The organism is Paracoccus aminophilus JCM 7686, assembly GCF_000444995.1.
Lineage (GTDB): Bacteria > Pseudomonadota > Alphaproteobacteria > Rhodobacterales > Rhodobacteraceae > Paracoccus > Paracoccus aminophilus.
The window spans coordinates 634,432-661,194 of the sequence record NC_022041.1 but is presented as its reverse complement, the minus strand read 5'-3'; the positions used below and the strand labels follow the sequence as shown (position 1 = coordinate 661,194).

General features: G+C 64.5%; 26 protein-coding genes. 7 read left to right on the top strand and 19 right to left on the bottom strand.

The window, feature by feature from the left end; genetic code table 11:
* The first annotated feature begins 36 nt into the window (after positions 1–36).
* The 3 genes from JCM7686_RS03315 (at position 37) to JCM7686_RS03305 (ending at position 3,572) form a co-directional block, all read left to right on the top strand.
* Positions 37–1,431: a helix-turn-helix domain-containing protein gene (locus JCM7686_RS03315; RefSeq protein ID WP_020949452.1), complete on the top strand. Its 1,395-nt coding sequence runs from the start codon at positions 37–39 to the stop codon at positions 1,429–1,431.
* 358 nt (positions 1,432–1,789) lie between these two features.
* Entirely contained in the window at positions 1,790–3,088 is a 1,299-nt protein-coding gene (locus JCM7686_RS03310) for a DUF5930 domain-containing protein (protein WP_051201508.1), read from the top strand.
* Positions 3,078–3,572 (top strand): bactofilin family protein, encoded by a 495-nt coding sequence (locus tag JCM7686_RS03305; RefSeq protein ID WP_020949450.1) that lies wholly within the window; start codon positions 3,078–3,080, stop codon positions 3,570–3,572. The genes JCM7686_RS03310 and JCM7686_RS03305 overlap by 11 nt, the downstream gene beginning before the upstream one ends.
* Positions 3,573–3,670: 98 nt before the next feature.
* Here the strand turns inward: JCM7686_RS03305 and JCM7686_RS03300 are convergent, their stop codons facing one another.
* The 4 genes from JCM7686_RS03300 to JCM7686_RS03285 form a co-directional block, all read right to left on the bottom strand.
* Entirely contained in the window at positions 3,671–4,477 is an 807-nt protein-coding gene (locus JCM7686_RS03300) for a DUF2189 domain-containing protein (RefSeq protein ID WP_020949449.1), read from the bottom strand.
* 78 nt (positions 4,478–4,555) lie between these two features.
* Entirely contained in the window at positions 4,556–5,053 is a 498-nt protein-coding gene (gene coaD / locus JCM7686_RS03295; protein WP_020949448.1) for a pantetheine-phosphate adenylyltransferase, read from the bottom strand.
* A gap of 108 nt (positions 5,054–5,161) precedes the next feature.
* Positions 5,162–5,599: a CBS domain-containing protein gene (locus JCM7686_RS03290; RefSeq protein ID WP_020949447.1), complete on the bottom strand. Its 438-nt coding sequence runs from the start codon at positions 5,597–5,599 to the stop codon at positions 5,162–5,164.
* Between the two features lie 107 nt (positions 5,600–5,706).
* Positions 5,707–6,600, bottom strand: a complete 894-nt coding sequence (locus JCM7686_RS03285; RefSeq protein ID WP_020949446.1) for a LysR family transcriptional regulator — start codon at positions 6,598–6,600, stop codon at positions 5,707–5,709.
* Positions 6,601–6,714: 114 nt separating this feature from the next.
* Here JCM7686_RS03285 and JCM7686_RS03280 point away from each other — a divergent pair, with 114 nt between their 5' ends.
* The 4 genes from JCM7686_RS03280 (at position 6,715) to JCM7686_RS23280 (ending at position 11,211) form a co-directional block, all read left to right on the top strand.
* Entirely contained in the window at positions 6,715–8,214 is a 1,500-nt protein-coding gene (locus JCM7686_RS03280) for a CoA-acylating methylmalonate-semialdehyde dehydrogenase (protein ID WP_041527553.1), read from the top strand.
* 491 nt (positions 8,215–8,705) lie between these two features.
* Complete coding sequence (locus JCM7686_RS03275; RefSeq protein ID WP_020949444.1) at positions 8,706–9,713, top strand: enoyl-CoA hydratase/isomerase family protein; 1,008 nt, start codon at positions 8,706–8,708, stop codon at positions 9,711–9,713.
* Complete coding sequence (mmsB, locus tag JCM7686_RS03270) at positions 9,710–10,582, top strand: 3-hydroxyisobutyrate dehydrogenase (protein WP_020949443.1); 873 nt, start codon at positions 9,710–9,712, stop codon at positions 10,580–10,582. Before JCM7686_RS03275 ends, mmsB begins: the two co-directional genes overlap by 4 nt.
* A gap of 101 nt (positions 10,583–10,683) precedes the next feature.
* A complete protein-coding gene (locus tag JCM7686_RS23280; protein ID WP_020949442.1) occupies positions 10,684–11,211 on the top strand; it encodes a hypothetical protein in 528 nt (175 codons plus the stop codon).
* A 72-nt stretch (positions 11,212–11,283) separates the two neighbouring features.
* Here JCM7686_RS23280 and recN read toward each other — a convergent pair whose 3' ends face one another.
* From recN to JCM7686_RS03190, 15 genes are all read right to left on the bottom strand, one after another.
* Positions 11,284–12,927, bottom strand: a complete 1,644-nt coding sequence (gene recN / locus JCM7686_RS03260; RefSeq protein ID WP_020949441.1) for a DNA repair protein RecN — start codon at positions 12,925–12,927, stop codon at positions 11,284–11,286.
* A gap of 33 nt (positions 12,928–12,960) precedes the next feature.
* Positions 12,961–13,809, bottom strand: a complete 849-nt coding sequence (locus JCM7686_RS03255) for an outer membrane protein assembly factor BamD (RefSeq protein WP_020949440.1) — start codon at positions 13,807–13,809, stop codon at positions 12,961–12,963.
* 150 nt (positions 13,810–13,959) lie between these two features.
* A complete protein-coding gene (gene lpxC / locus JCM7686_RS03250; protein WP_041527090.1) occupies positions 13,960–14,886 on the bottom strand; it encodes a UDP-3-O-acyl-N-acetylglucosamine deacetylase in 927 nt (308 codons plus the stop codon).
* 236 nt (positions 14,887–15,122) lie between these two features.
* The gene (gene ftsZ / locus JCM7686_RS03245) at positions 15,123–16,757 is read right to left on the bottom strand and encodes a cell division protein FtsZ (protein WP_020949438.1); all 1,635 of its coding nucleotides are present in this window, start codon (positions 16,755–16,757) and stop codon (positions 15,123–15,125) included.
* A gap of 223 nt (positions 16,758–16,980) precedes the next feature.
* Positions 16,981–18,315, bottom strand: coding sequence for a cell division protein FtsA (ftsA, locus tag JCM7686_RS03240; RefSeq protein ID WP_020949437.1), 1,335 nt, complete (start codon positions 18,313–18,315; stop codon positions 16,981–16,983).
* A gap of 25 nt (positions 18,316–18,340) precedes the next feature.
* Positions 18,341–19,474 carry a cell division protein FtsQ/DivIB gene (locus JCM7686_RS03235; protein ID WP_020949436.1) on the bottom strand — a complete coding sequence of 378 codons (1,134 nt, stop codon included), beginning with the start codon at positions 19,472–19,474 and terminating at the stop codon, positions 18,341–18,343.
* Positions 19,462–20,385 (bottom strand): D-alanine--D-alanine ligase, encoded by a 924-nt coding sequence (locus tag JCM7686_RS03230; RefSeq protein WP_084621020.1) that lies wholly within the window; start codon positions 20,383–20,385, stop codon positions 19,462–19,464. The genes JCM7686_RS03235 and JCM7686_RS03230 overlap by 13 nt, the downstream gene beginning before the upstream one ends.
* A 139-nt stretch (positions 20,386–20,524) precedes the next feature.
* Entirely contained in the window at positions 20,525–21,469 is a 945-nt protein-coding gene (gene murB / locus JCM7686_RS03225; protein ID WP_020949434.1) for a UDP-N-acetylmuramate dehydrogenase, read from the bottom strand.
* A 73-nt stretch (positions 21,470–21,542) separates the two neighbouring features.
* A complete protein-coding gene (locus JCM7686_RS03220; protein ID WP_020949433.1) occupies positions 21,543–21,824 on the bottom strand; it encodes a hypothetical protein in 282 nt (93 codons plus the stop codon).
* A gap of 7 nt (positions 21,825–21,831) precedes the next feature.
* On the bottom strand, positions 21,832–22,119 hold the full coding sequence (locus JCM7686_RS03215; RefSeq protein ID WP_020949432.1) for a hypothetical protein: 288 nt from the start codon (positions 22,117–22,119) through the stop codon (positions 21,832–21,834).
* A complete protein-coding gene (locus JCM7686_RS03210) occupies positions 22,116–22,412 on the bottom strand; it encodes a DUF2484 family protein (RefSeq protein WP_020949431.1) in 297 nt (98 codons plus the stop codon). Before JCM7686_RS03210 ends, JCM7686_RS03215 begins: the two co-directional genes overlap by 4 nt.
* A complete protein-coding gene (gene murC / locus JCM7686_RS03205; RefSeq protein ID WP_020949430.1) occupies positions 22,409–23,836 on the bottom strand; it encodes a UDP-N-acetylmuramate--L-alanine ligase in 1,428 nt (475 codons plus the stop codon). The genes JCM7686_RS03210 and murC overlap by 4 nt, the downstream gene beginning before the upstream one ends.
* Positions 23,833–24,921, bottom strand: coding sequence for a UDP-N-acetylglucosamine--N-acetylmuramyl-(pentapeptide) pyrophosphoryl-undecaprenol N-acetylglucosamine transferase (locus JCM7686_RS03200; RefSeq protein ID WP_020949429.1), 1,089 nt, complete (start codon positions 24,919–24,921; stop codon positions 23,833–23,835). The genes murC and JCM7686_RS03200 overlap by 4 nt, the downstream gene beginning before the upstream one ends.
* A 1-nt stretch (position 24,922) precedes the next feature.
* Positions 24,923–26,089 (bottom strand): peptidoglycan glycosyltransferase FtsW, encoded by a 1,167-nt coding sequence (locus JCM7686_RS03195; RefSeq protein WP_020949428.1) that lies wholly within the window; start codon positions 26,087–26,089, stop codon positions 24,923–24,925.
* A 251-nt stretch (positions 26,090–26,340) separates the two neighbouring features.
* A complete protein-coding gene (locus tag JCM7686_RS03190) occupies positions 26,341–26,742 on the bottom strand; it encodes a pyrimidine dimer DNA glycosylase/endonuclease V (RefSeq protein ID WP_020949427.1) in 402 nt (133 codons plus the stop codon).
* Positions 26,743–26,763 lie beyond the last annotated feature (21 nt).

Genomic DNA, 26,763 nt, shown 5'->3' with positions numbered 1-26,763 from the left:
AAGCCTATCCGAAAGTTTGCAAAGACGGACACCCTCATGGCCACGCAAAAGATCTATGCCGGCGCAGCTCTTCGTGAAACCCGCCAGCGCGCAAGGCTGACTCAGCGCGCCTTTGCCGACCGGCTGGGCGTGTCGCTGCCCTATCTCTCGCAGATGGAAAACAACCATCGCCCGGTTTCGGCGGGGGTTTTGCTGAAACTCGCGGCCGAGTTCTCGCTGGATCTGGGTGCGATGGCGGTGGGGGATGCCGACCGTATGGTGGTCGATCTGGCCGAGGCTTTGGCCGATCCGGTCTTTGACGCGCCGCCCGGCATGATCGACCTGCGCCTTGCCGCGACCAATGCCCCGGCCTTCGCCCGCGCCTTTTTGCAGCTTTACCGCGCCCATCGCGACGGGCAGGAACGGCTGGCCGCGCTGGATGAGGCTTTGGGTTCGGGAATGCAGAACGCAAGCCTCTCGCCTTGGGAAGAGGTGCGCGATTTCTTCCATTATTGCGACAATTACATCGACGCAGTCGATCACGCGGCCGAGCATTACGCGATGACCAATCCCGAGATGGCGCCGCTCGACCGCGCCATCCGCACGCTGGAAGAGCGCGGCATGACCGTCAGCCGGGCCGAGCTTGGCAGCAGCGCGGTCTTTCTGCGCGAGGGCAATCGCATCACCGTCAATGCCGCCGCCAGCCGCGAGACTTTGGCGTTCCAGCTGCTCCATCTGATCGCGCTGGAAACCCGCCGCCCGCTGATCGAGGCGACGTTGGAGCTTGCCCGTTTTCGCAGCGACAGCGCGCGCGACATCGCGCGGCTGGGGCTCGCGAATTACTTCGCAGGCGCGGCGATGATGCCCTATTCGCGCTTTCTCGCCACCGCCCAGACAGAGCGCCATGATCTCGAGCGGCTGTCACATCTCTTCAACGCTTCGCTCGAACAGGTCGCGCATCGGCTCTCGACCATGCAGCGCGCGGGCAACAAGGGCGTGCCCTTCTTCTTCGTCCGCGTCGATCAGGCGGGCACGATCACCAAGCGCCACTCCGCGACCCGGCTGCAATTCGCGCGCTTTGGCGGGGCCTGCCCGCTTTGGACCGTGCATCAGGCCTTCGAGACGCCGACGCGTTTCCTGCGGCAACTGGCCGAGACGCCCGACGGCAAGCGCTACCTGTGCCTGTCGCGCGATGTCTCGAAACCGGGCGGGTCGTTCGGCGCGCCGATGCGGCGCTTCGCGATCTGTCTGGGCTGCGAGATCAGCCATGCCCGCGATATGGTCTATGCCGATGGGCTCGACCTTTCGAGCGCGGACCTCTTCGAACCCATCGGCATTTCCTGCCGAATCTGCCCGCGCCCGAATTGCCATCAGCGCTCGGTGCCGCCGGTCGACCGCCCGATCAGCATCCCCGAGGACCGCTCGGGCCCCTTGCCCTACGCCTTCGGCTGACCGCCGAAAGTCGCAGACGCTCAAGGCGCGCCCTTGGGCGATCTGCCCCGGGATTGCTCGGGGAAAATGCCCCGACCGCGACATAATGGTCATGTGCAGGTGCCGGAAAAGCACAGATTTTCTGACGAAACTGTGAGCCGCCCGACCGTTCAAACCACGAGTCCGAAACACCGGCAGAGGGCGCACTGTATCTCGGCGAAAATCTGCCGGTTTCTGTCGGATTTGGCAGCAAACCGCCAAATAGCGACATGGTTTCTGTCGTCGTTGTTGCATCCAAGGCACACATCCGATTTACCCGCTCCATCTGCGGTCAGTCATTGCGCGGCTGGGACGCACTCACAGAAACTGGACAGTGACATTGGGCATCACCAACCGCTTGAATGCGACGCTGGAACGCTGGCTGCCGGAGCAGCGCCTTTTCCTGAAATCGGAGAAGAGCGCGCGCTACATCCGTCTGCGCCCGCTGACGCAACTGACGGCGCTTGGTGGTGCTGCACTGGTCTTTGGCTGGTCAATCATCGCAAGCTCGCTTCTGATCATCGGCACGGTGAGCGAAGGCTCGTCACGCGACACCACCGCGCGCGCCCAACAAGCCTTCGAGATCCGTCTGGCCGCTTTGTCGGCCGAGCGCGACACCCGCGCTGCCGAAGCTGCCGCCGCTCAAGGCCGCTTTTCGGTGGCGCTGGATCAGGTCTCGGCCATGCAGTCGCAGCTTTTGACCTCGGAAAACCAGCGTCGCGAGCTGGAAGCCGGGTTGAGCGCGGTCCAGAACAAGCTGCATGACACGACGCTGGCGCTGCACAGCGTCAAAGGCCAACCGGCCGAAGACGGCAGCCCGGCCCCGATCGGCGCGGATCGCATGTCTGAACTTTCGGTCGCGCTGGATATCGTTTCGGGTGAGCTGAAAGAGGCTGCGGGCGCAAGGCTCCGCGCCGAGACCGAGGCCACCGATGCCCGTCGTGAGGCGCAGGAAATCGCGCTTGACCGCGACCGGATCGTCGCCCGCAATGACGCGCTGTTTGCGCAGATCGAGGATGCGGTCTCTCTTTCGACCGATCCGATGGACAAAATGTTCCGCCGCCTTGGCCTTGATCCCGACAAGCTGCTGCGCACCGTCCGCGCCGGCTATTCGGGCACCGGCGGCCCGCTCGAGCCCGCTGGCTATTCGACCCGCGGCGATGCTGCGATCACGCAAGACGATCCGCGGGTGAAGGAAATCCTCGTCTCGCTGGACAAGGTGAACACCTACCGGATCGCGGTCGACAAGCTGCCGCTGGCGATGCCGCTGCGCTCGGCCTTCCGTTATACCTCGCCTTACGGCTCGCGCTGGGGCCGTCGCCATGAGGGCATCGACATGGCCGGACCGGTCGGAACCTCGGTGTTTTCAACCGCAGATGGCACCGTGGTTTATGCAGGCTGGATGCAGGGTTACGGCAATCTCATCAAGATCGAGCACGAGCTCGGAACAGAAACACGTTATGGTCATCTCTCCAAGATTCGGGTGAAAGTCGGCCAAAAGGTGTCGCGCGGGGCCCAGATCGGTGATATGGGCAATACCGGTAGATCGACCGGCTCGCATCTTCACTATGAAGTCCGCGTGAATGGTCAATCCGTGGATCCCATGAGTTTCATCAAGGCAGCCCAAAATGTTTTCTAAGACCCGTGTCACTGAGCCTGGCCCCCGTCAACAAACCGCGCCCGAAGCGACCGAGACCCCGCGCAGCTTCGACACGAACCACGAGACCCCCGCTCCTGCCGCGCCGCGCCATCGCGGGACGCCCTCGGTTCTCTCTGCTGACCTCACTGTGACCGGCAATATCAAGACCGCAGGTGATGTGCAGATCGAAGGAACGGTCGAGGGCGATATCCGCGCTCATCAGCTGATCGTCGGCGAGACCGCGACCATCAAAGGTGAAATCGTCGCTGACGAAATCGTCGTGAACGGTCGTGTGGTTGGCCGCGTGCGTGGCCTGAAAGTTCGCCTGACCGCCACCGCCCGCGTCGAGGGTGACATCGTTCACAAGACCATCGCTATAGAGTCTGGTGCCCACTTCGAGGGCTCGGTTCAGCGTCAGGAGGATCCGCTCCAGAACGGTCTGACCCCGAAACTGGCGCCGCCGCGTGCGTCGGATTCCGAATAAGTCCGGACCAAGATCCGAGACGACCAAGGCGGCCAATGGCCGCCTTTTTCGTGCCCGCTCGTCAGGACCGCCTGTGGCGATACCGCAGCCTGCCCCGATCAGGTCTCGTCCTCATCGGGCAGAAGGCGGCGATACATGTGCCAGCTTGCGTGGCCCAACACCGGCAGCACGATGAAAAGCCCGAGAAACAGCGGCAGGATCGCGAGAAACAGCAAGCCCGTGATCACCAGCCCCCAGAGCAGCATCACACCAAGATTTGCCGCGACGGCCTGAAAGCTTGCGATGATCGCCGAGATGAGATCGACCTCGCGGTCAAGAATCAACGGCAGGCCGACCACGGTGATGGCGAAGAGCACGCCCGCAAAGCCCGCGCCGACACAGGTGCCGACCGCAAGCATGGCCAGCCCCTGCGTGCCGAACAGAACTTCGGGCGAGCTGGTGATATTGGTCAGCGCCGAAACGCCCATGAAGAGCGCGAAAATCGTATGGGCGACGAAGACCCAGAACATGAAGAGCAGCAGGATCACCATCGCCATCGACGGCACTTGCCGGTCCTTCTGTGCCACGACCGTGCGCAGGATCGCGCGCCAGTCGAGCACCTCGCCCAGCTCGATCCGGCGACTGACCTCGTAAAGCCCGACCGCGGCAAAGGGGGCGATCAGCGGAAAGCCGACGATGAAGGGCATCAGCAGCCATTCGCGCCCGGTCGCGGCGGCGACCGCCACCAGCACCAAACCGCCGAGGACATAGAAAGAGGCGAAAAAGAGCCCGAAGCCCGGCGCACGGCGAAAGTCGCGCCACCCGTCGCGCAAAGCGCCGGGGATGGCATCAAAGCCGAGAATTGCGTGGTCCGGTATCGGGTCCGGGCCCTGCCGCGTTTGCTGGTGGGAATCTATCTGCTGCATCTCTCTCCTTGTCTCGCGCCCTGAAACTCTAGCAACTTCAGGGCGGCGTGGGAGAGGAAATGAGGCAGGCGCGCGTTCTTAGCTGCGCCCGAAGGCCTCTTGCAGCGCGCCATTCACCGCGGGCGTCACGAATTTCGAGACATCGCCGCCCATCCGCGCGATTTCCTTCACAAGCTTCGAGGCAATCGCCTGACGCCGGGCATCGGCCATCAGAAACACGGTCTCGATGCTCGAATCGAGCGCGCGATTCATGCTGACCATCTGGAACTCATATTCGAAATCCGCCACGGCGCGCAGCCCGCGCACGATCACGGTTGCCCCAACATCGCGGGCGCAATCAATCAGCAGATTCTCGAAAGGATGGACCAGAATCTCGCCGCCGGTGCGCGCGGTGATCGCGGCGCATTCCTGCTCGACCATGGCAACGCGCCGTTCGAGATCGAACAGCGGTTTCTTGTCGCGATTGATCGCCACACCGATGACCAGCCGGTCGACCAAAGCCATGGCCCGCTGGATGATATCGACATGCCCGAGCGTAATCGGGTCGAAAGTGCCTGGATAGAGGCCGATCCGCATGTGAATTTCCTTTGCCCCGGTTCAGCAACTTGGAACAATATTCCCGCTCCAGATGCAAGGCCCCGCATGAGGCCCTGCCCCGGTCTCCGTCGCTGGCCCACTCGGAGCTCAGACGCCCATGATCATGCCGGTCAGCGCTTCCTTCTCGGCATGCAGCTCTTTGAGCCGGGCCGAGACCGCGTCGCCGATCGAGATGAAGCCGATCATCCGGCCCTCGCCATCGACCACAGGCATATGGCGGAAGCGACCTTCGGTCATCCGCTCCAGCACGGTCAGCGCATTTTCCGAGATCACGCAGGTCTCGAGCTTGCGGGTCATCAGATCGCCGATCGAGCCATCAAGCGCCGCAGGCCCATTGCGGCCAAGCGCGCGCACGATATCGCGCTCGGACAGAATGCCATGTGCGGTCGTGCCATCTTCGCTTACCACAACGGCGCCAATGCGGCGGTCTGAAAGCAGCTTGGCGGCCTCGGCCACCGTCGCATCCGGGCGAATCGTTATGATTTCGGCGGTCGCTTTCATCGACAGGATTTGATTGACGAGCATTCTGAATCCTCCTTCGTGGCTAAATCAACAAAGTTAGTCGCAAGGCTATGGCTTAAGCGTCCTCGTAAGACCGCCTTCCGTCAAGTCTGCTCTTCAACCTCTGGGACTTAGGGCGAAACCTTTGCCTCAAGCCGTGCCACTTCGGCGCGCAACCCGCTGGCCAAGGCTTCGGCGAGCCGGGTCATGCGCGCCGAATGGCGGTCATCGGCATGGCGGATCAGCCAGAAGCTGCGGGTGAGCGAGATCTCATCGGTCAGCACGCGCTCAACCCCCGGTGCAAAGGGGATCGCGAAATCATGGACGATCCCCAGCCCGGCCCCCGCCCGGATCGCCTGCAACTGGACCGAGACCGCATTCGACGAAAGCGCGACCCGCTCGACCCCAGTCTCGGCCAGATAATCAAGCTCGGGGTCGAAGATCATGTCGGGAATATAGCCGATCATGCGATGGGACTTCAGATCCGCCCGGCCCCGGATCGGCGGATGCGCCGCCAGATAGTCGCGGCTGCCCGCGAGATGCAGGCGGTAATCGGTCAGCTTCTGCACCGTCAACCGCCCGGTCTGGGGCGGAGAAACCCCAACCGCCAGATCCGCTTCGCGCCGGGTCAGGTTGAAGAGCCGCGGCTGGGCAACGATCTGGATCTCGAGCCCGGGATGGTCCTCGGAAATCTTCGCGCAGACCTGCGGCAACAGGTAATTCGCGCAGCCATCCGGCGCGCCGATGCGGAATTGGCCAGTCAGCTCATCCTGCCCGCGCAAGGCCTCGGCCGCGCCCGTCAGCGCAATCTCGGCGGCTTCGGCATGGGGCAAAAGCCGCAGCCCTTCAGGTGCCAACTCATAGCCCTGCGGCGCCTTCAGGAAAAGATTCGCGCCCAAGGCCTGCTCCAGCCGCGCAATCCGCCGCCCGACCGTCGAGGCATCGACCCCCAATCTGCGCCCAGCCGCCGAGAGGGTTTCGCCCCGGGCAACGGCCAGAAAAATGCGCATGTCATCCCAATCCATCGCCGCTTACCTTTGCAAAAACGCAAAACGCTTTTGCCATCCTTCGGCTTTTTCCAGCAATGCTGCAAGGATATGATGGCGCAAGATCACAGCCGCATTCACCGGGAGGACAAGATGCAAGAGCTTTATCACTGGATCGATGGCAAGGAAGTCAAAGGGACTTCGGGCCGCTTCAGCGATGTCATGAACCCGGCGACCGGCGAGGTCATCGCCCGCGTGCCGCTGGCGACCCCGGCCGAGCTCGATGCGGCGATCCGCAGCGCCGAGAAAGCCCAGGCCGTCTGGGGCGCAACCAACCCCCAGCGCCGCGCACGCGTGATGATGAAATTCGGCCAGCTCATCAATGACAATATGGATGCGCTGGCCGAAGCCGTCAGCCGCGAGCACGGCAAGACCCTGCCCGATGCGCGCGGCGATGTGCAGCGCGGGCTCGAGGTGATCGAGGTCTGCATGGGCGCGCCCGCCCTTCTCAAAGGCGAATATACCGACAGCGCCGGCCCGGGGATTGATCTTTACTCGATGCGCCAACCGCTTGGCGTCGTCGCAGGCATCACCCCCTTCAACTTCCCCGCGATGATCCCGCTGTGGAAAATGGGCCCGGCGATCTCGGCGGGCAATGCGATGATCCTGAAACCCTCCGAGCGCGTGCCCTCGACCTCGCTCCTGCTGGCGAAACTCGCACAGGAAGCGGGCCTGCCCGATGGCGTCCTGCAGGTCGTGAACGGTGATAAAGAGGCCGTCGACGCCATCCTCGACCACCCGACCATTCAGGCGGTGGGCTTCGTCGGCTCGACCCCGATCGCGCAATATATCTATGGCCGCGCGGCGACCAACGGCAAACGCGCGCAATGCTTCGGCGGCGCGAAAAACCACATGCTAATCATGCCCGATGCCGATCTCGACAAGGCGGCGGATGCGCTGGTCGGCGCAGGCTTCGGCGCGGCAGGCGAGCGCTGCATGGCGATCTCGGTCGCGGTCCCCGTGGGCCAAAAAACCGCCGATGCCCTGATCGAGCGCCTGATCCCGCGCATCGAGAAACTCAAGGTCGGCCCCTATACCGCAGGCGATGATGTGGACTTCGGCCCGGTCATCACCGCCGCGGCCAAATCCCGCATCGACGGGCTGGTCAACAAAGGCGTCGAGCAAGGCGCGAAACTCGTCGTCGATGGTCGCGACCTGAAGATCCAGGGCTATGAAAACGGCTTCTTCGTCGGCCCCTCGCTCTTTGACAATGTCACCCCCGAGATGGACATCTACAAAGAAGAGATCTTCGGCCCGGTCCTCTCGACCGTCCGCGCCGTGACCTATGAGGACGCCCTCAACCTCGTCATCGACAATGACTACGGCAATGGCACGGCAATCTTCACCGCCGATGGCGACACCGCCCGCGACTTCGCGAGCCGCGTCAATGTCGGCATGGTCGGCATCAACTTCCCGATCCCGGTCCCGCTGAGCTACTACACCTTCGGCGGCTGGAAAAAATCGGCCTTTGGCGATCTCAACCAATACGGCCCCGACGCTTTCCGCTTCTACACGAAGACGAAAACCGTCACGGCACGCTGGTTCTCGGGCATCAAAGACGGTGCGAGCCTCAACTTCAAAGCTCTCGACTGACCGCGCCGCCGCATGGGTATTTGAGTGATAGAGAAATGCGCTTTCTTCATCATTTAAATACCCCCTTCAAAGGGGCGGACACGCCCCTTTGCCTTTTTTGGCCACGTTTCACAGGCCCCGGAGTAACACGGCCATGCGACGTGGCTCTGTCGCGGGTCGCGGTCTAGAAGCGGTCGGGCGCGATCGTCTTTCCCGATAATGCGGGGCTGATCTCCTATGCTTCGTCATTTAGATCGTGACATGGAGTCCGGCAATCCACTGCTCGTCGGAGCCGCGCCGCTATTGATTTTTTCCATCAGGATGAAACTTCTGGCGCCCAATCGAGCGTTCGGTCTGGCACGCCCCGATCTTCCGCGTCACTTTAGCGAAGTGGATCCAGTCGATTGCGCAGAGCGCTGATGCAGAGCTTGGGCAATGGCGGATCGATGAGGACAGGACTGAAATCAGGTGGCAGATCCTTCGCCACGCTCTTTGGGCAGAAAGGGGCTGAGATGAACGATCTCTCGATCCGCAAGGACCGTCATGCGGGCCGCATCACCTTCACTCGGCCGCAGGCGCTGAATGCGCTTAGCCATGATATGGCGCTGGCGATCCTCGAGGCACTGACGCGCTGGCGGGATGATCCCGAGGTTCGCCTTGTCATCATTGATGCCGAAGGCGCGCGCGCCTTTTGCGCAGGCGGAGATATTGCCGCGGTTTATCAGGCGGGGCGTGTCGGCGATCACGCTTTGGGCGAGCGCTTCTTTGCCGATGAATATCGCATGAATGCCATGCTCGCCGATTATCCGAAGCCGGTCGTCGCCTTCATGCAGGGATTCGTCATGGGGGGCGGGGTCGGTGTTGGCGGTCATGCCGCCCATCGCGTCGTCGGCGACAGCACGCAGATGGCCATGCCCGAGACCGGGATCGGGCTGGTTCCCGATGTCGGCGGCAGTTGGCTTCTGGGTCGGGCGCCGGGCCGGATTGGCGAATATCTTGGCCTGACCGGCGCGCGGATGGGCGCGGGCGATGCCATCCATGCGGGTTTTGCCGATTTCTATATCCCCGAGGCCGAATGGCCCGCGCTGATCGACCGGCTGGCCAGCTGCGGAGAGGTCGCCGGGCTCAAGGGTCATCCGCGGCCGCATCCGCCTTTGGCCGATCGCGATCTCTCGGCTTTCGGCGGACGGACGCTCGCCGATATCATGGCGGCGCTTGAAGCCTCGGGTGATCTTGAGGCGCTGGCGGCGCTGCGGCGGAACTCGCCTTTGTCGATGGCCGCGACGCTGGCCATGGTTCGGGCGGCGCGGGCGGATCAGCGGATGCAGGACTCGCTTAGCCGCGAATATCGCTATACCGCGCGCGCGACCGCGATGACCGATTTTCTGGAGGGCGTGCGCGCCCAGATTATCGACAAGGACCGCAATCCGCAGTGGCGCGCGGAGGCCGGGCCAGAGCAAGTGCGCGCGGTGCTGGCCCCGCTCGGGGCCAAGGAACTGATCTGGGAGGAGCAGAGATGAAGATCGGATTTATCGGGCTCGGCCATATGGGCGCGCCGATGGCGGCCAATCTTGCCCGGTCGGGTCATCAGGTGCGCGGCCTCGACCCGGTCGCGCCGATGCCCGATGCCATCCTGCGCGCCGAGACGGCGCGCGATGCCGTCACGGAGGCCGATGTCGTCATCACCATGCTGCCGAATGGCGAGATCCTGCGCGCCGTCGCGGCTGAAATCATCCCGCTGATGAGACCCGGTGCGATCTTTTGCGATTGCTCGACGGTCGATGTCGCCACGGCGCGGGCGGTTGCGCTTCAGGCCGAGGCTGCGGGGCTTCAAGCGTTGGATGCGCCGGTCTCGGGCGGGATCACCGGAGCGGCAGCCGGGACGCTGACCTTTATGATCGGCGGGCCTCAGACGGCCTTTGATGCGGTGCTGCCGCTCTTCGAAATCATGGGTCAGAAATGGGTGCTTTGCGGCGAATCGGGGGCGGGCCAATCCGCTAAAATTTGCAATAATATGATCCTCGGCGTGACGATGATCGCGACCTGCGAAGCCTTTGCTTTGGCCGACAAGTTGGGGCTCGATCGAGGCAAGATGTTTGATGTGGTTTCGACCTCCTCGGGCTCGAGCTGGTCGATGAACAGCTATTGCCCGGCCCCGGGGATCGGGCCGACCTCGCCGGCCGACAACGGCTATACCCCTGGATTTGCAGCAGAACTGATGCTGAAGGATTTGCGGCTCTCGCAGCAAGCCGCGCGCGAAGTCGATGCTGATACGCCGATGGGCAAACTGGCGGCCCTGCTTTACGGCACATTCGTCGAGGAAGAGGACGGCCGGGGACGCGATTTTTCCGCCATGCTGCCCCGGTTCGAGAAGCGCCATCGTGTGTGATTTCCGCAACGGTTTCGCCGAGAGCGCCCTTTCGCGGGAAACCTTCGCGCAGGCTTGCCGTTCTTCCTGCAACGCCTTGCAACACATGGCAGTCGATTGAAATGAGAATTCGTTTTCCAGTGATGTCTTTCGCGGCGGCCGCCCTGATGGCCTTGCCGTTTTTCTCGCATTCCGCAGAGACCGTCACTGGCGGCAATAGCACTGTCGCGGCTGAAACCGGGGCGAGTGCCAGCCAACTCGCCGCAAAAACCTTGCCGACGAAGAGCGCCCCTCCGAGCGCGATCTTGCACAAAACCCCGGTCGCGGGCACGGCTCCTGCATTTGCCGACAGCGGCGCGGCCGAGCGGCATCGCACGCCGATCTTCCGCCCCGGGGAATGCCCGCCCGATATGCGCAAATCGAAAGCGCCCTGCGCCACCGCGACCAATTCCGGCGCGCGCGGGTTTCGGATCGGCGACAAGGTCGATGCCGCGAATGTCCATGTGATCACGCGGCCCGGTCTTTACGGGATCGGCGCGGCGCCACGCGGCAGCCAATATGGCATCATCGACGGGCGTCTGGTGCGTTACGATCTGGAATCCATGCGCATTCAATCGGTGCTGCGCTATGTCGAGGCGATTCTCGACTGAGCCGTGGCTTGGTCCCGGACGGTCCGATGAACTGACGCCCGGAAAACGCGGCCCCTCAAAGATCGCGCAGAATCAGACGCCGAGCAGCGCCTTCGCGGCTTCCTTGGCCGCCGGGGTGATCTCTTCGCCAGCCAACATGCGCGCGACTTCCTCGACCCGCTCCTCCGCAGAGAGCGCCATCACGCGCGAGGTGGTCATGCCTTTGGCCACGGATTTCGCGACGCGGAAATGATGGCTGCCCAGAGCCGCGACCTGCGGCGAATGGGTCACGACCAGAACCTGCGCGCCTTCGGCCAGCTTGGCCAGACGGCGGCCCACCGCGTCAGCGGTCGCGCCGCCGACGCCACGGTCGATCTCGTCGAAAATCAGCACGAGCGCGTCATTGCCGCGCGCCAGACAGACTTTGAGTGCCAGCAGGAAGCGCGAGAGCTCGCCGCCTGAGGCGATCCGGTCAAGCGGCCCCGAGGGCGCGCCTGGGTTGGTTGCGACGGTGAAGGCCACCGCGTCGCGCCCTTCAGGCCCGGCCTCACCGGCTTCGACGCGGGTCTCGAAAACCGCGCGCTCCATCTTCAGCGGCGCAAGCTCGGCGGCCATGGCGCGGTCGAGCTCTTTGGCGTTCTTGCGGCGCAGCGCGGTCAGCTTGTCGGCCTCGGCCTCATAGCGCGCCTCGGCGACCGAAAGCGCCTCTTGCAGACGCGCCAGATCGCCCTCGCCCTGATCGAGCGCGGCGAGACGGCGGCGCAGCTCATCAGCGAGCCCCGCGAGATCATCGGCCAGAATGTCATGTTTGCGCGCCAAGGCCCGCAAGGCAAACAGCCGCTCTTCGGTGAGTTCGAGATCACGCGGGTCGAAATCCATCGAATCGAGCGCAGCCTCGACGCCCGAGACCGCCTCGCCAAGCTCGATCAGCGCACGTTGCAGCGCCGCAGAGGGCGCCTCAAGGCGGCCCTCGGCGCGCTCTGCAGCCTCGTCGAGCCAGCGGCTGGCATCGACCATCGCCCGCTCTGCCCCATCGGGGCCAAGCGCCTGCAGTGCGCGGCTGACATCGCTGCGGATCTTTTCCGCGCCCTGCATCGAGCGGCGGCGGATATCGAGTTCAGCCTCTTCGCCGGGTTTGGGATCAAGCTTGTCGAGTTCGGCCACGGCATGACGCAGGAACTCTTCCTCGCAACGGGCGGCGGCCAGACGCGCCTCGGCGGCTTCAAGCGCCTGCGCGGCTTGGCGACGCGCGCCCCAGGCCAGACGTGCCGCGCCAAGGTCAATCCCGGCGAAGGAATCGAGCAGCAGGCGATGGCCGCGCGGGTTCAGAAGGCCGCGATCATCGTGCTGACCATGCAGCTCGACCAGGGTTTCCGAGAGCGCGCGCAAGACCTCGCCCGAGGCGCGGCGGTCGTTGATCCAGCCAGTCTTGCGCCCATCGGCATTGTTGACCCGGCGCAGGATCAGCTCGTCGTCGGCGGGGATCCCCGCGTCCGACAGCACCGTGCGGGCGCGATGGCCAGGCGGCAGGTCGAACACGGCGGTGACTTCGCCCTGAGCCGCGCCCGCGCGCACCAGATCGGCGCGCCCGCGCCAGCCCAGCACGAAGCCCAGACAGTCGAGCAGGATGGATTTGCCTGCGCCGGTTTCCCCGGTCAGCACATTGAGACCCGGATGGAACTCAAGTTCCAGCCGGTCGATCAGAAGGACATCGCGGATGTCGAGCGAACGCAGCATGATTCCACCTGTGGGCCGCGCCGGAGCGCCGCCTTACAGCCACTTCCCTTGAATGACCTGACGATAGACCTTCGTCAGCCAGCTGTCGCCCTTGGCTTCGGGTGCAAGCCCCTGCCCCTGCAATTGCTTGTAGGCGTCCTGATAGAAGGGCGAGGACTGGAAGTTGTGGCCCAAGATCGCACCGGCGGTCTGCGCCTCATTGGTCATGCCAAGGGCGAGATAGGCCTCGACCAGACGCATCAGCGCTTCGGGCGTCTGGGTCGTGGTCTGATATTCCTCGACGATGACGCGGAAGCGGTTGATTGCGGCGGTGTAATGGCCGCGCTTGAGGTAATAGCGCCCGATCTCCATTTCCTTCGCCGCAAGATGGTCGAAGGCGAGATCGAATTTCAGGATCGCCGAGCGCGCATATTCGGTGTCGGGATATTCCTCGATCACCTCGCGCAGCGATTTCAGCGCCTGGAAGGTCAGGCCCTGATCGCGGCCGACATCGTCGATCTGGTCGTAATAGCTGAGCGCCAGCAGATATTTCGCATAGGCCGCATCTTCATCGCCCGGATAGGTGTCGATGAAGCGCTGCGCTGCGCCGCGGGCGTCTTCGTATTCGCGGGCCTTGTGATAGCTGTAGGCCTGCATGATCAACGCGCGCTTGGCCCAGTCGGAATAGGGATAAAGCCGCTCGACCTCGCCGAAGTAATGGACGGCCTCTTTCGGCTTGGTGTTGTTCTCAAGCTCGTATTCGCCGCGTTTGTAGATCTCTTCAGCGGTGAAGTTCTCAAGCGATTCGTTCTTGTTCGAGCCGCGATCGCCAGAGCAGGCAGTGAGCAGGCCTACGGAGAGCGCCATTGCCACAAAGCTACCCGCCGTTCTGAAACCTGCCATTACATCCCGCCTGTCAGAATCCATCAACTACGCCGCTGGCCGAAGCCTCAGCGTCGTTCTCCTAGCACAGAAAATCTGGCTGCGCAAAATGCGAAAATACGCATGGCTCGGTGTTTTCCCGCCAAGGCCAATGATCGGAGAGGCCGCCGCTCACGCGACGGCCAGCTCGCCCATTTGGGCCAGTTTCGGGATCACGCCCGCGCCGGGCAAACGCTTTTGCTGGCGCTTGTCCAAAGTGACCCATTCCCACGCATCCGGCGCCGCAAAAAGCGCACGCAAAAGCTTGTTGGTCATCGCATGACCGGCCCGGTGGCCCGTGTAGCGCGCCAGAAGCGGCGCACCGGCCAGCGCCAAATCGCCCATGGCGTCCAGCATCTTGTGGCGCACGGCCTCGTCCTCGTGGCGCAGACCGCCGGGCGAGAGCACTTTGTCGCCGTCGATCACAACCGCGTTCATAAAGGTGCCGCCAAGCGCCAGACCCGATTTCTGCATCGCCTCGACATCTTGCAGGCGGCAGAAGGTGCGGCTGTCCATCAGCTCGCGCACGAAAGCGCCATTGGCCATATTCAGCCGCTTTTCCTGATGCCCAATCGCGGCATCGGTGAAATCGATGTCGAAATTGATCTCGAGGCTGTCGGCCGGGGACAGACGGGCGAAGCCCTCGCCATGCTGGACCTCGACCGGGCGCAGCACGCGGATGGCGCGCAGCACGGCGTCCTGTTCGCGGATACCAGCGTCGCCGATGCCGCGCACGAAGGGAGCCGAGGAGCCGTCGAGAATCGGCACTTCGGGGCCCGAGATCTCGACCACGGCATTGGTCAGCCCGGTTCCGGCAAGCGCTGCCATGACATGCTCGACCGTCGAGACGCTGACGCCGTCCTCATTTTCCAGCAGGGTGCAGAGCTGCGACGGCTTGACCAGATCCCAGCGTGCCGGGATCCGCGCCCGCCCCAGATCGGTGCGGACGAAAACGATGCCGTGATTGACCGGCGCAGGCAGGATCGTCAGCAGAACGGGCTCACCGGAGTGAAGACCGACACCGCGAAACTGGGCTTTGCGTGCGATTGTCTTTTGCATCTTGGACCGTCGTATCTTTCTGTTTTCCCTGCCTTGGGGGAATCTCACCCTTTGGCATGGTCCCAGTTAGGCACGATGGCTGCAGGTCTCAATTAACGAATTATGACTCGATGTAACAATCGGCCGTGAATGTGAGCGGAGTTCCGCAGCCAGAACCGATCCTATTGTTTTCAAAAAGAAAACGGGCCGCAGCGCGACCCGTTTTGCTTTCACTTAGTCCCGATTTCGTGATCGGATCAATTGGCCTGACGACGCAGGAAAGCCGGAATTTCGACCCGGTCATCGCCGTGATCAGGGCTCGCCAGATCTTCGAAACCGGCGTCGAAGCCCGATTTCTGGCGATGAGCCACACGCTCGCTCACACGCTCGGCGATCGAGCTTGCGGCGGGCTTTTGCGGCTGGTCGCCGTGACCACCGGCCATGCGCTCGATCATGCGGCCAAGACCGGCCATGCGGCCCGGGCGCTGCGATTGCGACGCATCGGGGGCGGGTTGCTGAGCTGCGGCACGCGCCTGCTGCGCGGCTTTCTCGGACGGGTGCTGCGACACGGCGCGGCGCATCCGGTCAAGCACCTCGGGCGAGGGCGTACCGGGGGTGGCAGCGGCGCGACGCGGCACGGTGAATTCGGCGGCATCGCCGGTCAGCGGATCGGCAGCCGGACGGCGGGCCGGGCTCGGCTGATAGGCCGGAGCGGGCATGTGCTCTTCGCTGACAGCCTCATGGCCGTAGTCGCTGACCTGCTGCTGACGTGGAGCCGGGGCTTCCGACACTTCCGGCGCGCTGCGACGCGGCGGCGGCAGATCGTCGTCCTCTGCGATCACCGGAGCGGCTTTCTGTGCCACCGTCGGGGTCTGGGTCAGCGGCTCGCGCAGACCGCGGCGGGGCTGCTCATGCGCAGCGGCGGCGGCTGCATCAATGCCGGTCGCAACGACCGAGACGCGGATGACGCCGTCGAGGGTCGGATCGAGGGTCGAGCCCACGATGATATTGGCTTCGGGATCGACTTTCTCGCGGATTTTCTCGGCCGCTTCGTCCATCTCGAACAGGGTGAGGTCGTAGCCGCCGGTGATGTTGATAAGAACACCCTTGGCGCCGTGCAGGCTGATTTCGTCGAGCAACGGGTTCGCTATGGCTTTCTCGGCCGCCTGAACCGCACGATTCTCGCCCGAGGCTTCGCCGGTGCCCATCATCGCTTTGCCCATCTCGTCCATCACCGCGCGCACGTCGGCGAAGTCGAGGTTGATGAGGCCCGGACGAACCATGAGGTCGGTCACGCCTTTGACGCCCTGATAGAGCACGTCATCGGCCATCGCGAAGGCTTCGGAGAAGGTGGTCTTTTCGTTGGCGAGACGGAACAGGTTCTGGTTGGGGATGATGATCAGCGTATCGACGACCTTCTGCAGGTTCTCGATGCCTTCATCGGCTTGACGCATCCGCTTCGAGCCTTCGAACTGGAAGGGCTTCGTCACGACGCCAACGGTGAGGATGCCCATTTCGCGCGCGGCCTGCGCGATGATCGGCGCGGCGCCCGTGCCGGTCCCGCCGCCCATGCCCGCCGTGATGAAGCACATATGTGCGCCCATCAGGTGATCGACGATATCTTCAATGGTCTCTTCTGCGGCTTTGGCGCCGATCGAGGGTTTCGCGCCGGCACCGAGCCCTTCGGTGACTTTCGGGCCAAGCTGAACCCGCTGTTCGGCACGCGACTGTTGCAGCGCCTGAGCATCGGTGTTGGCGACGACGAATTCGACGCCCTCCAGCTCTTTCTCGATCATGTTGTTGACGGCGTTACCCCCCGCACCGCCAACGCCGAAGACGGTGATACGCGGCCGAAGTTCCTGATCGTCGTTCAGCATCAGATTGAGATTCATTGCTCGCCTGCCTTTAACTGTTGCGCCGGACTTTCGGGCCGCCCGGACGAATCCCCCGTTTTCAGTGATTAGCCTACCTTCAATCAGGAGAAGCGTCACCCGAAAAACACAGTTACCCTACAAAATATGGCGTAAGCAACGAGAAGATTCGGCGGTATATCGCCCATTCCCCCTCATGTGGTGGCGCAGCGGCTCACCACCCCTCTCTGGCGGATTCGCGGCCCTACCAGTTGGCGCGGAACCAGCGATAGGCGCGCCGCAGGCTGCGCGCCGGGTAACTCTCGGCAGGCATTTCGAAATCCCACCATTCGTCCTGCGGATGGGCGGTCAGAAGCGCCAGCCCGATGGCTGAGGCAAAGCCCGGCGCGGTCGCGGAATGGGCGAGACCCTGAATGCGCAAAGGTCGGCCGATGCGCACATTCTGGCCGAGCATCCGGCTCGCCAGAGTATCCAGCCCCGGGATCTGGCTGCCGCCACCGGTCAGAACGATCTGCTTGCTCGGCAGATGGTCGAAGCCCGAAGCGTCCAGAATGGCGCGGACCTCTTCGAGGATCTCTTCGACGCGCGGACGCATGATCCCGATCAGATCGGCGCGGCTCACGGTGCGCCGGTCGGTCTCCCAATCGCCGGTCGAGCCGCCAAGCTCGATCATCTCGCGGTCATCGCGGCCGGTGGCCTCCAGCCCGCCATGCAGCGTCTTGATGCGCTCGGCGACCTGCATCGGCACGCGCAGGCCCTTGGCGATGTCCATGGTGATGAGATCGCCGCCCAGACGCGCGGCATCGGCAAAGATCATATGCTTGCGGATGAAGACCGAGACCCCGGTCACGCCACCGCCGAGATCAATACAGGCCGAGCCGAGCTCTTGCTCATCCTCGACCAGCGAGGCGAGCCCCGCGACATAAGAGGCCGAGGCCACGCCCGCGAGTTCCAGATCGCAACGCCGGATGCAATGGACGAGATTGCCCGCCGCATCTCCGTCAATGGTCAGCACATGCATGTCGCAAGCCAGACGCGTGCCCGCCTGCTCGCGCGGGTCCATCAGCCCCGAACGGCCATCGACCGCGAAATTCACCGGCTGGGCATGCAGCACCTCGCGCCCGCGCCCGAAATCGGGCGCCTCGCAAGAGGCCAGCGCCATGGCGACATCCTGTTCAGAGATTTTGCCGTTGTTGATGATGATTTCGCCCGCAAGCCCGTAAGACGACGGGCGCGCGCCCGACAGGCAGGCGATCACATGATCGACCCGAACCCCGGCAATCTTCTGCGCCGATTGCACCACGGTGCGGATCGCGCGTTCGGTCTCGGCCATGGTCTCGATCTCGCCGAAGCGCACCCCGCGCGAGCGGGTGGTGGCCGCGCCGATCACGCGGAAATTCGACTGCCCCGCCATCGGGCCGACGCCGTCCGTTTCGCGAAACTGGCCGGGACCGTCGAATTGAAGGATGAGGCAGGCGATTTTCGAACTGCCGATATCGAGCACGGCGATGACGCCACGTTGCATCGCCTGACGGCGCATGTTCCGCATTGCCCGCTGGCCCTGATACAGTTCCTTCATTCCGCCCGCTCCCTTCCCGATGCGTTCAGCCGTTCTGTTTCTTTCCGCTTGCAGCCGTCTTCTTCGCCGGAGGCGCAGCCTTCGCCGATGGGGTCGTCTTCGCCGAAGCTGCGGGCGCCTGAGCCTTGGCTTTGGTGCCGCCGCCCGAATTGGTGCCGTCCTTGGCGATCTTGTCTTTCTCTTCGGGGTCAATCGGCTTGCCGTCCGGCCCGATTTCAGGCTCGCCGCGCGCGCGATGGATCGCATTTTGCGCGGTCAGTCCGATCTGCACGGTCGGGCGGCCTTCGGCGCGCATATCGACGCGAACAACGTCACGCCCCAGCACATCCTCGGCCTTGTCGATGGCAATCAACCGCTCCAGCGCCGCCAAAGGCGCCTCGGCGGGCAGAAGGATGCGCTGACCCCGGTCAAGGACCAGATCCCAGCGCCGCTCGCCAATCCGCTCCAGCCCGCGCAGCCGCGGCAGGATCGGCCCGGCCGCATCCAGAAGCAGCAGCGCCTCGGGCGCGGCTTTGTCCGCCCCCTCGCCCGCGATCATCGGCAGATCCTTGCGGACCTCGCGCGAGGTCGCCGAAGCGACGCGGTGGCCGGTCTTGTCCAGAAGCTCGATCCCGCGGGCATGACGCCAAAGCACGACCGGCACGCGCTCGGTCACAACGGCAGAGAGCACGCCACCGGGCTCGATCCGCAGCTCGACCGATTCAACGGCATCGAGCTTCAGCACGCGCGCGCGCAGCGCCTCGAGGTCGATATCAAAGCTCGAGGCCGGAAGCTGGACCGGCAACATCGCGCGCAGGCCCTTGTCGACCACCGGCGAGGCGCCTTCGATGCGCATGTCATGGACCATGAACTCTTCGCGGTTCTGGACCTTCTCGATCATGCCATTGACCCAGCCCGAAAGATCCGAGCGCCGGGTCTCATCCGACATCCAGATACCGACAGTCACGAGCAGGAGGAACAGCGGCAGGCCGACATGGGTCAGGCGGCGCACGAAAGGCGTGAGCCAGAGCCGGTGCAGGCGATAGGCCAGACGCGAAGGCGCCGGATCGCGGCGCGCGGCCTGAGCCTGCGGCGCCGGGCGCGAGGGCACCCGCCGGTTCGGCGTCGGCTGACCGCTGAAACCCGAAGCGGGTTTCGCATCGGAATTCATTCCGAACATAGCGCCTCCTTGACGATCCAGTCGCAGAGCTCGGGGAAGGAGATACCGACTTTCGCCGCCTGCTCGGGCGCAAGCGAGGTCGGCGTCATACCGGGCTGGTTGTTCAGCTCGAGCAGCACCAGCCCGTCGAGCCCGCGCGTCTCGTCCCAGCGGAAATCGGTGCGCGACAGGCCCTTGCAGCCAAGCGCGCGATGGGCGCGGATGGCGTAATCTGCGCAGGCGGCGGCGATCTCGGCGGGGATCTCGGCGGGCACGACATGGCGCGAGCCACCGGGCGCATATTTCGCGTGATAATCATACCAGCCGTCGGTGACGATCTCGGTCACGCCAAGCGCGCGGTCGCCCATGACGGCGGTGGTCAGCTCGCGTCCGGGCAGATAGGTCTCGACCATGACGCGGGCGGGCATCTCGTCGGACAGCTGCGGCGGACCATTCGCGCCATCGGTGACGATATAGACGCCGACCGACGAGCCTTCGGAATTCGGTTTGACGACATAGGGCGGCTGCATCACGTGACGCGCCTTCACCTCGTCGCGGTCGGCAATGACGCTGTCGGTGACCGGCAGGCCCGCGACGCGAAAGGCCTCTTTCGCGCGGGTCTTGTCCATGGCCAAAGCCGAGGCGAGCACGCCGGAATGGGTATAGCGATAGCCCAGCCAATCGAGCAGGCCCTGAATGCAGCCATCCTCGCCAAAACGACCGTGCAGGGCATTGAAGCAGATATCGGGCCGGACCTCGGCCAGGCGCGCAGGCAGATCCTTGCCCGCGTCAATCTCGGTGACCTCATAGCCCGCCTGCCGCAGCGCCTTGGCGCATTCCCGCCCGGACGACAAGGACACCTCGCGCTCGGCGGAGGGCCCTCCCATCAGGACTGCGACTGTCGGGGCTGTCCTGCTCGACTCGCCCGCCACGTCTTGCCTTTCAACCCTGTATTTTCAGGGTTCTGTCCTCGTTCGGGCATCTGCCGCAGTTCGTCTGCGATCCCGCGCCCTTGCGGCAAGTGTAGCGTCAAACCAATTGGCACAAAAGGCCTAATTCGTGCGAATTCACCTAGCGGGCGGGGCTTGGCTCACCGATGCGGATGACCTCCCATTGCAGGTCATGGCCCGAGCTTTCGCGCACCTTCTGACGCACGAATTCGCCAAGATTCTCCAGCTCGGCGGCGGTGGCATTGCCCGCGTTGATCAGAAAATTCGGGTGCTTCTCGCTCATCATCGCATCGCCCAGCCGATAGCCGCGCAGCCCCGCCGCCTCGATCAGCGACCAGGCCTTGAGCTCGTGGGAATCATCGGCGCGCCCGGTCGAAGAGAATCCCGCCGGGTTGCGGAAGGTCGAGCCCGCCGTGCGGTCCTTGGTCGGCTGGCTGGCATCGCGCCGCGCCAGCTGCTCTTCCATCTTGGCATGAAGGGCGGCGGGATCGCCGCGCTCGGCGCGGAAGGTCGCTTCGGTCAGCACCCAGCCCTCGGGCAGCTCGGAATGGCGATAGGCGAAGGCGAAATCCTGCGGCGACAGCTCGACCGCGCGCCCGTCGCGGGTGATCGCGCGGGCCGAGACCAGATGATCGGCGACATAGGCGCCATAGCAGCCCGCATTCATCCGCACCGCGCCGCCGATGGCACCGGGGATCGTGCGCAAGAAGGTGAGGTCGAGCCCCTGATCCGCGGCCTTGCGCGCGACATGGGCATCCAGAGCCGCCGCGCCCGCGACGACCAGATCGCCCTCGGTCGAGATCGTGTTGAAGCCGCGCCCCAGACGAATGACCACCCCGCGCAACCCGCCGTCGCGCACGATCAGATTCGAGCCGACGCCAATCGGAAAGACCGGAAGCGCGTGATGGAGCGCGGCCAGAAACGCGGCCAGATCAGCGGCATCCGCCGGTTGGAACAACCAATCCGCCGGACCGCCGACGCGCAGCCAGGTCAGATCGGACAAAGAACGCGCCTGGCTCAGAGTGCCGCGGGCGCTGGGGATCGGGGTTGGGTCAAGCTCGGTCATGGGCTGCTCCTAACACGCAAGCGCAGCGATCAGAAGCGAAACGCGCAGGCTGGAAGGCCACTTCCCCCGGCTTTCACGGGCCTTTGCGCGCCTTTTTGCCAGCCCGCAGATGGCTGACGCTCCAGCCAATCAGGCCCGAGAGCGCCGCGACGCCCAAAAGCACCATCAGCCCCCAGAGCCACAGCCCGCGCAGATAGTTGGTCTCGGCCAGATAACTCACCACGATCCAGACCGAGATCGCCGCCGTCGCGCCAAGGCTGACGATCACGCCCACCAGATTGCGCAAAGCTGCGGCAATGCCAAGGCAGAGGCCCGGCAGGATCAGAAACGTGAGAACGGGGACAAGGACATCCATGGCGCGCCTAGGCCCGTCGCCGCGTGACAAGCCCGATCAGCGCGCCAAAGATCAGGCCAAGACCGGCGCCAATGGCCAGCACCAGAAAGACGCCGGTCAGCAGGATGACGCCGGGATAGCCCGACATCGCCATGGCGCCCGCAAACCAGAGCAGGATGAGATGCAGCCCGAAGGCCAGCAGGATCGTCAGCCAGACCGGGCGGTCGCCGTCCCGGATCGCGGCGGCGAACAGCCTGCCGGTCTGGAGCGCGAAAAAGACAAGGCTGACCGCGATCGGCGCGACCAGCTGGCTCATGCAGCCCGTTGCGGCGGTGCCGCTTTCTGATGGGATTTATAGCGCCGCCAGCGCGCGAAGGGCTGCCAGACCAGAACGCCAAGCCCGAGCAGGAAGACCAGCCCCCCCGCCCCCGGCCCGCAAACGAAGGTCAGCCAGCCCAAGGCTGGGACGCCAAAGCCGACCACGACCCAGAAGGCGGTCAGGCGCCAATGCAGGCGCAGGAAGGGCACGAGACTTGCGGCAATCGCCCAAAGCACCGCCATCAGCCAGGCGGCCTCGGCCGCATAGGCCTGGGCGGCAAGCCCGGTCACGCGGCCTGCCCTTGCAGCCGCGCGGGCAGATTGTTGGCCCAGGTCGAAATCGTGCCCGCACCAAGGCAGACCACCATATCGCCGGGCCGCGCCTGTTCGCGCACCAGCCGGGCGAGATCTTCTTCGTCCAGCACGGCGCGGGCATGGCGATGGCCATGCGCGATCAGACCAGCGACCAGATCGTCGCGGGTCGCCCCGGCAATCGGCTCTTCCCCCGCCGCATAGACCTCGGCAATCGCGACGACATCGGCCTCGTTGAAGCAGGTGCAGAAATCTTCGAAGAGATGCGACAGCCGGGTGTAGCGATGGGGCTGGTGCACCGCGATAACGCGGCCCTTGGTCGCCTGCCGCGCGGCTTTCAGCACCGCCGCGATCTCGACCGGGTGATGGCCATAATCGTCGATGATGGTGACGCCGTCGATCTCGCCCACGCGGGTGAAGCGGCGCCCCACCCCGGCGAATTTCGCCAAAGCCTCGCGGATCTGGGCGCGTTTCATGCCGAGATGGCGCGCCACCGCAACCGCCGAGAGCGCATTCGAGACGTTGTGATCGCCCGGCATCGGCAGGGTGCAGCCCTCGATCACCGGGGTCTCGCCGTCATTGAGACCGGCCTCGCCCTGCAACGCGATATCGAAATGCGCGATGCCGTTTTCATAATGCAGATTGATCGCGCGGACATCGGCCTGCGCGTTGAAGCCGAAGGTGGTGACGCGGCGGTCGGTCAGCTTGCCGACCAGAGCCTGCACCTCGGCGTGATCGGTGCAGCAGACCGCCAGACCGTAGAAGGGGATGTTCGAGACGAAATCGAGAAAGCCTTTGCGCAAGGCATCGAACGAGCCCCAATGCTCCATATGCTCGGGGTCGATATTGGTCACAATCGCGATAGTCGCGGGCAAACGGTTGAACGAGCCATCCGATTCGTCGGCCTCGACCACCATCCATTCGCCCGCCCCGGCGCGCGCATTCGAGCCGTAAGCATGGATGACGCCGCCGTTGATCACGGTCGGATCAAAGCCGCCCGCATCGAGCAGCGTCGCGACCATGGTCGTCGTCGTGGTCTTGCCATGCGTGCCCGCAATGGCGACGTTCGACTTCAGCCGCATCAGCTCGGCCAGCATCTCGGCGCGGCGCACCACCGGCAGCTTGCGGCTGCGCGCCTCTTCCAGCTCGGGATTGCCCTTCTTGATCGCGGTCGAGATCACGACGACGCTGGCTTCGCCAATGTTTTCCGCGCGCTGGCCTTCAAAGATCGTCGCGCCCAGCTGTTCGAGCCGGTCTGTGATCTTCGAGCGTTTCGCATCCGAGCCCTGCACCTGATAGCCAAGCGTGATCAGCACTTCGGCAATGCCCGACATGCCGATCCCGCCGATTCCGATGAAATGGATCGCCCCGAGTTCGCCGGGAAGTTTCGTCGCTGCATTCATCGGTTCAGTTCCACTACTAGATCTGCAAGGCGGGTCGCCGCATCGGGGCGACCAAGGGACAAGGCACGGCTGGCCATCTGGGTGGCGCGCGCCTCATCCGAAAGGATCGCGCGGATGTCGCGCCTCAGGCTTTCGACGTCAAGCACTGATTCCGGCAAGACCACCGCCGCGCCCGCCTCGGCCAAAGCCCGCGAATTGGCGGTCTGGTGGTCTCCGGTGGCAGCGGCGAAGGGGATCAGGATCGAGGGGCGCCCGATCGCGGCGATATCGGCGACGGACGAGGCCCCCGAGCGCGAGATCACCAATTGGCAGGCGGCAAGGCGCTCTGGGACATCGGCAAAGAAGGGCTGAACATCGGCCGCGATCCTGGCGGCGCGATAGGTCGCGCTGACCTCATCGGCATCCTCGGCGCGAGCCTGATGCGACAGGCTCAGCCGGGCGCAGATCTCGGGCGGCAGGCCCGCAATCGCCTCGGGCACGACCTTCGAGAGCACGCGCGCCCCCTGCGAGCCGCCGATCACCAGCACATGAAGCGGCGTATCCGCGCGCGGCGCCTGATAGGGCGCGCCGACATAGGCCTCGACCGCCGCGCGGATCGGGTTGCCGGTGTAGATGCCCTTGGCCCCTTTGGGCAGATCGGTCGGCCAGATGCCGCAAGCGACGAGATCGACGCGGGTGGCAAAGGCGCGGTTGACCCGGCCCATGACGCCATTCGCCTCATGGATCATCCGCGGAATGCCAAGCGTCAGCGCCGCCGACATGGCGGGAATGGTCGGATAGCCGCCAAAGCCCACGACCACCGCGGGCCGGTCGGCCTTCATCGCGCGCCGCGCCGCCAAAACGCCGCTCGCGATGCGGAAGGGCACGCCGAGCTTGGCCAGAGCGCCCCCGCGCGCCGTCGTCGCCGAGGCCACGATCTCGCGCGGGACGGCGGCCGGAAAGGCTCCGGCATAGCGCGCGCCGCGCTCATCGGTCGAGAGCTTCACCCGCCAGCCGCGCTTGAGCAGCTCTTCGGACAGGGCCTGAGCGGGAAACATATGGCCGCCGGTTCCCCCGGCAGCGATCAGGCACAAAGGTGCGGTCATGTCAGTGTCCCCGACCCAGTACGTCGCCGATTTCGCCCTGCGGACGCGAGCGCGTCAGCGCGAGCAGCATCCCGAGCGCGATGCCCGAGGCGATCACGGAGGAGCCGCCATAGCTCACGAAAGGCAAGGTCATGCCCTTTGCGGGCAAAAGCCGGACCGCAACGCCCATATTGATCAGCGCCTGAATCCCGAAGGCGCAGGCCAGACCCGTGCCCGCGATGCGCGCAAACGGATCACGCTCGCGGCGCAGGCGGTTGAGCGAGCGCACAACGATGGTTCCGTACAGAAACAGGATCGCGAGCACCATGATCAGGCCGTATTCCTCGGCTGCGACCGCGATGATGAAGTCGGTATGCGCATCGGGCAGCGACCATTTCACTGTGCCTTCACCGACGCCCACGCCGAAGAAGCCACCTTCCTGAATCGCATTGGTGGCATAGCCGATCTGGGTGCGCGGATCGACTTCGGCGGCAAGGAAGCCGTCTATGCGGCGCGCGAAGTGCTCGGAGGCGCCATAGGCGAAGATGCCGCCCATGATGGTGATGCCAAAGACGCTGAAGAGCAGGATCAGCGGCGCGCCAGCGATGAAATACATTGCGCACCACGCGAGCAGCGTCAGCGTCGCCTGACCGAAGTCCGGTTGCAGCGCCAGCATCATCACCACGACAATCGCGATCATCGCCGAAATGATCTTACCGGGGGGGCCGCCCAGCTCATCCGAGGCCGCGATGCACCATGCGCAGATGGCGATGAAGCAGGGCTTGAGAAATTCCGAGGGCTGGATCGACAGCCCGCCCGGCAGGCGCAGCCAGCGCACCGCGCCCTTGCCGAAATCCGTGCCGATCACCGGCAGCAGGAACAGCGCGAGGAAGGCCACCGCAAAGCCCAGAACGCCCCAGCGGCGGACCTGACGCGGCGACATCATCGAGACGATCAGCATCGCCACCAGCGCGCCGAAGCCGAAGACCGCCTGACGCGTCACATAATAGAATTGCGGCAGGTTGTTTTTCTCGGCCAGCGGCACCGAAGCGGCCAGCCCGAGAAGCAGCCCCATGGCGAAGAGCCCGAGCACGCATGCGAGTGACCACCGATCAACGGTGCGCCACCAACGCGGAAGAATGGGATCCCCTGCCCGTACGGGCGTGGCCCCAAAGACCATTTCGGTCATGGAAATACCGCCGTCACTGCCTCTGCCTTGCCCGTTTTCCGGGTCTGTCGTGAACGATAGCGCGAAAATCGGCGTCGCGCTACTGGGGAAATGGACAATTACGCCAAGCCCCGCAAGAATATGACGCAAGGTTCTGATCGCACGTCCTTTTCGGGCAAGCGCGGCGCCGGAGCAAAGCCATTTGCGACAAGCGGAGGATGAGTTTCACATGAAACCTTCACCCACGCGCCGAGCCCGAGACACCCGAGTCCCTAGGCCGACGGCGCGGGCTCTTTCGGCTTGGCCAGTCGCTCGGCAATGCGCGCGCGGTTGAGCGCCTGCGCCGGGGCGGTCGGCTCCCAATCCTGACACCATTCGGGGGCGATCCCGTCGAGGAGATGCGCGGTCTCGGTAAAGCCCGGCGCATAGCCGCGACGCAGCATCTCGGCCACCAGCGCCGCCTGACGCTGCGCCAGATAGCCAAGCCGGGGATAGAAAAAGCGGACATGGCCCGCGCCCAGCCGATAGTCGCGTGGATTGCGCGGATCGCTTGGGCGCTCGCCGCGCGCGATGGCTGCACGCACCAGCGTGAAGATGCGCGGCAGCTCGCGGTATTCGGCGACAAGATGCGGGCCAGTCAGCTCTTCGGGTGGGATACAGTTGATGCGGGTCATGGTCGTCCTTCGGAATGGCCC